This window comes from Shewanella sp. GutDb-MelDb (assembly GCF_002836075.1).
In the GTDB taxonomy this organism is placed as follows: domain Bacteria; phylum Pseudomonadota; class Gammaproteobacteria; order Enterobacterales; family Shewanellaceae; genus Shewanella.
This window is the reverse complement of the sequence record NZ_PJBM01000192.1, coordinates 1-9,620: the sequence shown is the minus strand read 5'-3', so window position 1 is coordinate 9,620 and position 9,620 is coordinate 1. Positions and strand designations below refer to the sequence as shown.

Genomic DNA, 9,620 nt, shown 5'->3' with positions numbered 1-9,620 from the left:
TGCAAAACTATACCCTTTACCTCTAACCGTATTGATTAAGGATTTAGGCAGCTGTATCGCTGCTAATTTTCTTCGCGTGTTACTGATATGCATATCTAAGTTTCTATCAAACTGGCCTAGTTCTTTTTGCAGTACTCTTAGCTGTAACTCTTGCTTTGCAATAACCCTACCCTTGCGTTCAAATAGGTATTTGAACAACTTAAATTCTGTTTGAGTAAAGGAAACTTCTTTTGAAGAAATAGACACGCTATAGCTACTATCATCAAACAACACATCGGTGGCTAAATCGTCGTTTATTTCAGATTCATTTCTGACTAATTCTATTCGACGTTGAATGGCTCTGATCCTTACGATTAACTCACGTTGACTGAAAGGTTTACTCAGAAAATCGTCTGCGCCTAGCTCAAATACACTAACGCGTTCACGTTCTGTATCCAGTGAAGAGATAACCATTACCGGGGTTTTATCATTGCGTAATTTTAACATCTCAATACCATTTAACTTTGGCATGTTAATATCAAGAATAATAAGATCAGGGTTAATATGCTGCAGTTTTTCAAGTGCCTCTTGGCCATCTGACGCAAGAGTAACAATAAAGTGTTCAGCCTCTAAATGGCTCTTTAATAGACTTTGTAGTACAAGATCATCATCAACGAGCAGTATGTTTTTCATTTCACGTAATCTAAATGCGAACGATTACCATTGAGATTACATTAAGAGCGTTAAATAAGCTAGTAGAGAATGATGGGATAGATCACATTTCTGTTAAATCAAAGGACTAAACAAACAAAAAACCAGCAATTATGTTAACTGCTGGTTTAATGATATTTGAATATGCTATTTATGCAGCATTAGCTCTCTAATATATTTGACTGGAGCACTGCCATAACTTAAGAACTCTTCGTGGAATGCCTTAAGGTCAAAGTCCTCACCTTTCAGTGCTTTATACTCTTCTCTAAAGTCATATATTTCACGATATCCTGAATAGTAGCTAGTCAGCTGCACCTGACTCAGCGTTGCTCTACGCCACTTCCCTTGCGCCTCGGCTTGTTGCTGGAAAGCTTCATTGATCATAAGATCAAGAGCCTCTGCTTCTGTCATTCCTTTAACCTGGATACCATAGTCGAGTATTGTGTTACAGATAACACGTAGGTTCCATTTGTAATACATTAACCACATTTCAGGCTCAAAATTACCATAGCCCTCTTCTAACATCATTCGCTCGGTATAAACCGCCCAACCTTCCACCATAGCGCCATTACCAAACAAACTCTTAATTAAGCTTGGCGATTCATTCGAGTAAACCAATTGTGTGTAGTGACCGGGGATCGCTTCATGGATATTTAACACCTGCAGAATCCAATGATTATATTCTCTTAGATAACTTTCTGCGGACTCATCATTCATGCCGTCCAATGGAGTGACGTTGTAATAGGTGTTACCCGACTTTTCATATGGTCCCGGAGCACTAATCGATGCTCCAGCATAACCACGCATATAAGCTGGGGTTTCACGTACGATGAGAGGTTTATTGGGATCAAGCGTGACTAAGTCCTTTTCATTAACGAAGGCAATTAGCTCTGGGATCTGCGCCCTAACTTCATCCACAAAGTCGTCACGCTTAACATGCTTAACCGATAACTTATCGATAAGCTGTTTTATGGCCACTTTATTGTCTTTCGGCATTGGCGTATCGAAATTGGTAGGCCATAGCTTTTCGGTGATCTTTGTCATCTCTGCTTGTACGCGATTCTTATCTTCTATCGCTTTTTCATACAAGGCCTTACCGCTCATCCCCGCTTGAATGTCGTAGGTAAATTTCTGTTCATACAGCGTTTCGCCAATTCTGAAACTACGTGCGCCCTCTTTGTCTAATTTGGCTTCAAGTGCCTTTAACCAGTCGATATGTTCGTTTATGGCTATGGTGGCTTTATTGAAGCGTGTTACAAACAGTACCTTTTGCTCATTAGTTAGCTCTGAAGCGATAACCTGATCTAGAAGGTCATTGTTAAAGACAGAAAAAGCACCTTCATTTTGCATAATCGCCAGCTGTGTATGCTCTAGCGTAGGGTGACTTATATTTTCTCGAGCTGCAGCGTAATAAGCTGGGACGTTTTCCATTCTCGACAGTACTGAAGCTAAACGTTGATCTAAAGGCGCGAAATTTTCATTGATGATCTGCGCAAAGCCGCCTGAGACATTGTAGTTAGTTGGATCCCACTGCCAAGACTTAAAGGTTTCTATGTCCCAACGCATCTGACCAATCAAGTTTTCAATTAAGCGATAATCCGTTAACAAACCGGGAGTTAGACTGTCTTTGTCAAAATGAGTCAACAATGCTGATTGCTTCGATACAAAATCTAAGCTAGCTTGGCGAGCCTGCTCATTGGGGACTTTAAGCACACCGTCATACTGATGAAAACCACTATACAAAGCCCAAGTTGGCGATTCGAGCCACAAATCATCGATAAAACTCTGACTAAACTGTTGAAATGCCAAATTTTGATCTGTCATTTCAATAGTGCTTTGCTCTATAGACGTTTGAGTTTGACAGGCTGTGAGCCCAGTCAGTGATAATGCGATGGCAAGCGTTAGCGCGGCTTTTTTCATGTGAAATCCCTTAGTTATCATTATTCGCAATCTATGTAGCGATAAATTTGCAGTCAGTTAAACATGTTCTTTGTTTTTTTACATTAATAAAGTCGAGTTGGAAAATCTTTGTTACATAGTATGCATAAAACAACGCGTATTATGCATACTACTAATACAGGTGTTACTACTTTAAAGCTGCTGCTCTACCCACGCTAGCACCTCTTTAAAGCGGTAGCGTTCAAATTGTGCAAAGCCTTGCACTTGTCTCATTTTCAGTTTGGTAAACAAGGGCGTTGTTAAGCCGCATAAAAAGCGTGTTAACAACACCGCTGATGTATGCGATTTTAACTTTGAAACGGCTTCAGCGCAGATCTGCTGAAAATCATATTCAATCAAAGGTTTCAAGTACGCGGGTTCGGGTAATACCGCTATGTGATTAAGGCAGACAGAACAATGACCACACGCTGTGATGGCATTTGGATCTGAGAAATACTGCGCGAGCTGCAAACTTAAGCAACGGTCACTGCCAAAAAATGACACGAGAAAATTAATTCGCTCAATTTCACTGCTCTCCTTAATGCTAAATTGCTGATAAAGCCGCTCTGCTAGTCCATCAACGTTTAATTCTGCGGCATACACGTCATAAACCTGTGTTAACTGTTTACTTTGCAGTTCTAGTAGCTGTTTTTGATCTAAGTAATCTAAAGCTTTTATTGCTCGACCACGACTATTAGGGTAAATGGTCTCAAGTTGATTAAGATCAGCACTGTGCCAAATTTTAGCTTTTACAGAGGTATCGACAATCGCTTTAACAAAATGCCGGCGCTCGGGATCAAAGCGACTCAACATCGCCTCTAAAGAGGTCTGCAACTTATATTTGTATTCGGCAAAATAGCTGTATTTAGGTTTAATAACGCCTTGCATCTCAAGATAAACTAACAAGGTTTTCAAACTCAGAGGTCGAATATTTGAGGATGTAGAAAGCTGATTGAGCATCAACTCCCAAATATTACTCTGTTGAGCCACTGACTTAATCTCATCAATAACACGGGTAATAGCGTTAAGCTCAGGTGTATCGCCAAATACAAAGTTTTCTAATACATTAAGATTATCTTTATTTGCCAGCACCATACATTCGGAATCTTTACCGTCTCGCCCAGCACGTCCAATTTCTTGCGCGTAGTTTTCTATCGATTTAGGCAGATCATAATGCACCACAAAACGTATATCGCTTTTATCTATACCCATTCCAAAAGCAATAGTGGCAACAATGATGGGGACTTCACCTGACATAAAGCGAGTCTGAATTGACTTGCGTTCATCACTGTCCATTCCAGCATGATAAGCCAATACGTTATAGCCGTTGGCTTGTAAATACTTGGCGACTATTTCAGCACTTTTTTGCAAGGTCACATAAACAATTCCACTTGTGCGTTGTCGTTCATTTAACCAATTAACTAAAAACCGGGATTTATCGGCTTCTTTTATCCCAACAGCATTGAGATGTAAGTTAGATCTATAAAAGCCGGTTAATGTAATGTTTTCAGGCGCTATTGCAAATTTACTGCCCATATCGGCAATCACTTTTGAAGTTGCTGTCGCGGTTAACAGCAGCACTTGCGGAATATTCAACATCCGTTGATAACTTGGTAGTTTTAAGTAATCGGGCCGAAAGTTATGACCCCACTCCGAGATACAATGTGCTTCATCTATCACCAGTAAAGAGATTGCAATACCACTGATAAAACGCCTGAATCTTTCGTTATTCAAACGCTCAACTGAGATCATCAGCACTTTTATACTGCCATCGGTCACACCGTCTAATACTGCCGCGGCCTGCTCAGGGGTTTGAGTGGAATCAATAGATGCAGCAGAAATACCTCGAGCGTCTAAATAAGCTAACTGGTCTTGCATCAGCGCCAATAACGGCGATACAACTAATGTAAGGTTTGGCAATGTAACTGCAGGTAATTGATAGCATAGCGACTTGCCTGACCCTGTTGGGAAAATGGCAGCTGCGCTTTGACCATTTAATATCTTGCTAACGACTTCTTGCTGGCCGGTTCTAAAAGCACTAAAACCGAAATACTGTTTAAGTAACGCGTGCGCGTCATCCATACTTTGTCCTATCGGTGACTCTTCACGAGTAGTTGACTTACTAAGGGATTTTTTTGAGTAATCTAAAATATGCTTTAAGCGGATGATGATCTGAACTATCCGTGACAATTGATTCAGTTTTTACCAATTGCAGATCTCGATAAAATATATGGTCAAGCGATTGACCAAAAATGGTCGTTCGCGAGTCATCATTAGGCACAGCTTCCGTTAATGCTGCATTTCTCGCCATTGTTGCTATGTATTCTCCACGCTCGCGACTCCAGGTGTTGAGATCACCCGCCAAAATAACAGGGCCTTTGTGTTCGCTTATCGCCGCAGCAACGACGTTGAGTTGAGCACGGTACTCTTCAAGTCCTAACGTAAAATTGATACTGTGTATATTAGCGACCAACAACTGGCTGTTATCTGACAACAGATAATAGGATACCAATAAAGATTTCGGATATTGGATTAATGGTTCTGAGTATCTAAAGGCGCAGGTACTTAAGGGATAGTCTTGCGACAAATTCATCACCCCCACAGGCTCACCACCGAATATAAATGCCTTTGCCAACACCCAACCCTGTTTTTGCTCGTTAATTAGTGCCTTTAGATCATCTGTTAGCGTTGCCTCTTGCAGCAATAGCAAGTCAGTCCGGTCTGCCAGCTGTTTTAGTACATTTTGCCAGCCCTCATTCTGCTGCTTATAGATATTCCAGATTGCAATATCTAGATAGCCATGTCTATCAAGCGGTACATTCGGGCTATGTGTGACACATTGCACTGCATTAACACCATCAGTGTCATTTGCTAACAATGTATCTTTAAGCGGAATTACTGTACTTTGGTAAATATAGAGGCCAATCAATGTCACTAACAACAGTGAAAATAAAATGAGCTTACGAAGAATTCTAAACATGATGAGTTATTCTGCTTCTTACTTAGATTTACGGTAATGTTTTCATTATAATAGCTTTTACTCATGTGTGGCATAAACATTAGTCGCTTAACTCACTAGCGCACCTTTAATGACTGTTCCAGTGCTCTTCTCGATCTCCTAAGGCTTATATTATCAAAGAAAACATGTACCACTTTTATCAACTACTCACCCTCGCTGGCGTATTTATTTACTGGTTAGTGATTGCTGGTATCAGCGTGCGAGTCGTTGTTAAAAGGCGGGCAATTGGCGTCTCATTGGCGTGGTTGATGATAATCTATATCGTGCCGTTAGGGGGAGCATTTGCCTACCTCTTGTTTGGCGAGCTCAACTTAGGGAAAAAACGTGCAGAACGCGCACAGCAGATGTACTCGCCCTATGAGCAATGGTTTTCAAATCTCTATAACGTCCGCCAATATAAGCCTCATGTCTCCAGCCTTTACGGGCAATCAATTAGTGCCATATGCGAAAAACAGATTGGTATTCCTGCACTTGCCGATAATCAATTAACACTGCTGAACCAAACCCATGAGATCCTTGAAATGTTAATCAAGGATATTGACCAAGCGACTGAATCAATCCACCTTGAGTTCTACATCTGGCAACCTGGTGGTAAAGCCGATGATGTCGCGCAAGCTCTAGTGGGATCGGCTAATCGCGGCGTTTGCGTAAAGTTGCTGCTCGATGCCGCTGGCAGCCGGAGCTTTTTTAAAAGTCATTGGCCTACTACATTTAAAAAAGCAGGGATCAGCGTTGTCAATGCACTCGAAGTCTCACCATTGAGGATGTTCTTTAGACGGCTCGATTTAAGATTACATCGGAAAATTGTGGTCTTAGATAATCAGATTGCTTATACAGGCTCCATGAATCTTGTTGATCCAAAGTATTTCAATCAAGAGGCAGGCGTTGGAGAATGGATTGACGTGATGGTCAGGATCACGGGCACTACGGTGCCTGTACTAAACAGCATCCATGCGTGGGACTGGGAAGTTGAAACCAATGAGCGAGTGTTACCCGAACTGCCGAAATGTTTACCACATGATGACAATGACATCACAGATTTAGTGCAGGTTATTCCGTCAGGGCCAGGAATGCGAGATGAGATTATTCATCAGGTCTTACTGCAAAGCATCTATCAAGCGCAAAAAAGTATTGTTATTACCACTCCCTATTTTGTACCCAGTGAAAATTTGCAACTGGCACTCATTATTGCTGCTCAGCGCGATGTGCAAGTTGATATCATCGTACCGGATAAAAATGACTCGCTGATGGTTGAATGGGCTAGCCGAGCCTTTTTCTCGGAACTCCTCGATGCTGGTGTGAATATTCATCGTTTTAAAGGCGGATTATTACACACCAAGTCAGTTGTCATCGACGGAAATCATTGCCTAATAGGCACGGTAAATCTTGATATGCGAAGCTTATGGCTCAACTTTGAGGTTACCTTAGCGGTAGACAACCTTCCGTTTACGCAGGAGCTTGAACGGGTCCAACAAAGTTATTTAGCTGACTCTGTAATGGTATCTCCTGAGCTATGGGCAAAACGCTCTTTAGCCAACCGCATCACTGAACGTATTTTTTACCTGTTTAGCCCTTTGCTGTAGGTAGATTGCAAGCAACAGCAACCTCTAACACTTATTTCTTTATATTGGTTTTATAAGCACATGAACAAACTTTTTATTATTGGATTACCCAGAACAGGTACAACGAGTATCAGCGTTGCCTTACTAGACTATGGATTCAATGTCGCTCACACCGCCTATACAAAAAGGGCATTTGAATTAGCCGATGTAATTTCTGACTCTCCATGCTTTTGTGATTACGCACAACTTGATAAGCTTTTCCCAGGTTCCAAATTTGTCTATTTAGAAAGAGACTTAACGCTTTGGGTGCCTTCTATGCAGATGCTCATTAATAAAATGTTGGCTAACTTAGACCTTAAAAGCGGTATATTCAACCCCGTATTAAAACGTACTTTCAATGCTGTTTTTGAATTTTCATCTACACGAGTCCCAGACAATAAAGAGCACCTGGCAAAGTGTTATCAGCAACATAAACAGGGAGTACTCGCATATTTTGAAAACAGAGATGATCTTATCTGTCTCGACGTTAGCAAACCAAGTAGCTTAAGCGAGTTACTGACATTTATAGGGATAAGTACAGAGGAAAACTTGGACTTCCCTCATCTAAATGTAGGCAGAAAAGTCGCTTGCTGGAAAGAGCATAAGCACCCCAATAAAGTTAATTCAAATGCCGCAGGCCTAGAGCAGCGTAAGTTCTTTGATTACTCGCACTAAATATTTGGGCGGTAACAAGCAAAAATAACACAGCAAAAAGCCCGTTATCTTTCGATAACGGGCTTTTCTATATATGGCGGTGAGCGAGAGATTCGAACTCTCGTTAGGGATAAACCTAAACACACTTTCCAGGCGTGCGCCTTCAGCCACTCAGCCAGCTCACCAATTGATTCTTTTTATGTGGTTAATCATCACAATAGTCAACAACATAGCTTACGCTGCTAACGGAGCGACACTTTACGCAAAAGGGGCAATTGCGTCAAGCGTATTTGTGGCCAGCTGCAGCGTTTGCATATTTGCTAGCCAAATTAGCGCTATTAGCCGTAATTTTAACCCACTATCAGTCAACTCAGTTTAAATTTACTGACTTCTATAGCAACATTGCTTGACCCTTTAACCAGCTCGTTGGTGAGAGATTGGAGTTCATTAGCGATAGTGTGAGTATTGCTATAGAGCTCACTAATTTTTAACGCATTTTGATTCACCTCTTCCGCCACTGCACTTTGCTCATGCGTCGATGCCGCGATCTGTTCATTCATGCTGTCTATTACCCCGACATGATTGACTATCTTTTTAAGCTCTACGCTGACCTTTTCTGCCTCTTCAACACTTTGACTTGCTTGCTTTGTACCGCGTTCCATTGAAAGCACTGCGATACTAGCCCCGGAGCTTAGTCGCTCTGTCATGGCTTTTATATCTCCTGTTGCACTTTGTGCTCGCTGCGCAAGGTTACGTACTTCATCAGCTACAACAGCAAAACCACGGCCCATTTCCCCAGCTCTTGCGGCTTCGATAGCGGCATTGAGTGCCAGCAAGTTAGTTTGCTCTGCAATACCGCTTATAACATCAGACACAGCTACAATGCCTTGTATATCAAGTTCAAGTGCTTGCAACGCTGCTGCAGACTCATTAATGTCGCTGGCAAGTAAAGTGATAGCAGCGCTTGAACGCCCGACCTCTTCATTACCGTCTTGCGCCTCAATGTTAGCTTCCGCTGATGCTTCAGAGGCATTTTCAGCATTAATGGCTATCTCTGCGACGGTAGCACTCATTTCGGTCATGGCTGACGCGACCTGCTCCACTTCACGGTGGCCCAGCTCGACATCGCTTTTTAGCTGTGTAGAGTGTTGCTCCAATTTTTCTACTGCTTGAAATAAAACTGTTGAATTAGTGGTAACGTGAGCAATGACATTTTCAAAATCTGTCATCATGCCGTTAAATGCCTTGGCTAATTGGCCAAATTCATCATCGCTGTTCTGAACAATTCTGACACTGAGATCGAAATCTTCTCTCGCCAGCGTCACTGAACGCTGCAGGTTAGAAACACTTTCATGGATAAAACGCATGACAGAAATAGAAACCAGCAACACCATACTTGCTGCCAATAACAATATCGCTAATGTTACATAAAGGTATTTAGTCGCAATGGCTAACCTTGCTTCAGTGACGGTGATTAATTCATTTGATAACTGGTGCTCAAATTGGCTTAACAGCTCAATCCGGTTAGTTGCAGTTTGAAACCAGAGCTCCGGCAGCTGTTGTTCTAATTTTGCAGAATTTTGCACAAAACCAATAGCTCGATACGCTTCAACCTCTTTAAAGGCTTGATTGTTCTTTAACTGCTGAAAAGCAGAATATGTTTGCGGGTCAGTTAACGCCAAGAATCTTTCTTGATACGCGCCCTGCTCCGATACAAG

At 41.8% G+C, this 9,620-nt stretch carries 7 protein-coding genes and 1 tRNA gene; 2 read left to right on the top strand and 6 right to left on the bottom strand.

From position 1 onward, the window contains the following. The 4 genes from CXF82_RS09630 to CXF82_RS09615 form a co-directional block, all read right to left on the bottom strand. A partial coding sequence (locus CXF82_RS09630) for a response regulator transcription factor (RefSeq protein WP_102044091.1) occupies positions 1 to 672 on the bottom strand: 672 nt, incomplete at its 3' end. Between the two features lie 165 nt (positions 673 to 837). Continuing rightward, the gene (locus CXF82_RS09625) at positions 838 to 2,610 is read right to left on the bottom strand and encodes a DUF885 domain-containing protein (protein ID WP_102044090.1); all 1,773 of its coding nucleotides are present in this window, start codon (positions 2,608 to 2,610) and stop codon (positions 838 to 840) included. A 171-nt stretch (positions 2,611 to 2,781) separates the two neighbouring features. Beyond that, positions 2,782 to 4,710: a RecQ family ATP-dependent DNA helicase gene (locus tag CXF82_RS09620; RefSeq protein ID WP_102044089.1), complete on the bottom strand. Its 1,929-nt coding sequence runs from the start codon at positions 4,708 to 4,710 to the stop codon at positions 2,782 to 2,784. 40 nt (positions 4,711 to 4,750) lie between these two features. Continuing rightward, positions 4,751 to 5,608: an endonuclease/exonuclease/phosphatase family protein gene (locus CXF82_RS09615; protein ID WP_102044088.1), complete on the bottom strand. Its 858-nt coding sequence runs from the start codon at positions 5,606 to 5,608 to the stop codon at positions 4,751 to 4,753. Between the two features lie 164 nt (positions 5,609 to 5,772). On the opposite strand from CXF82_RS09615, the gene cls reads away from it, so the two are divergent. Together cls and CXF82_RS09605 are read left to right on the top strand one after the other, a co-directional pair. Further along, complete coding sequence (gene cls / locus CXF82_RS09610) at positions 5,773 to 7,230, top strand: cardiolipin synthase (RefSeq protein ID WP_101091652.1); 1,458 nt, start codon at positions 5,773 to 5,775, stop codon at positions 7,228 to 7,230. Positions 7,231 to 7,290: 60 nt separating this feature from the next. Then, positions 7,291 to 7,923, top strand: coding sequence for a sulfotransferase (locus tag CXF82_RS09605; RefSeq protein WP_102039446.1), 633 nt, complete (start codon positions 7,291 to 7,293; stop codon positions 7,921 to 7,923). A gap of 74 nt (positions 7,924 to 7,997) precedes the next feature. On the opposite strand, the gene CXF82_RS09600 is transcribed toward CXF82_RS09605, so the two are convergent. Continuing rightward, positions 7,998 to 8,087: transfer RNA gene (locus tag CXF82_RS09600), tRNA-Ser, on the bottom strand. Between the two features lie 180 nt (positions 8,088 to 8,267). Further along, positions 8,268 to 9,620 (bottom strand): methyl-accepting chemotaxis protein (locus CXF82_RS09590; RefSeq protein WP_102044087.1); only part of this gene is annotated, 1,353 nt, incomplete at its 5' end.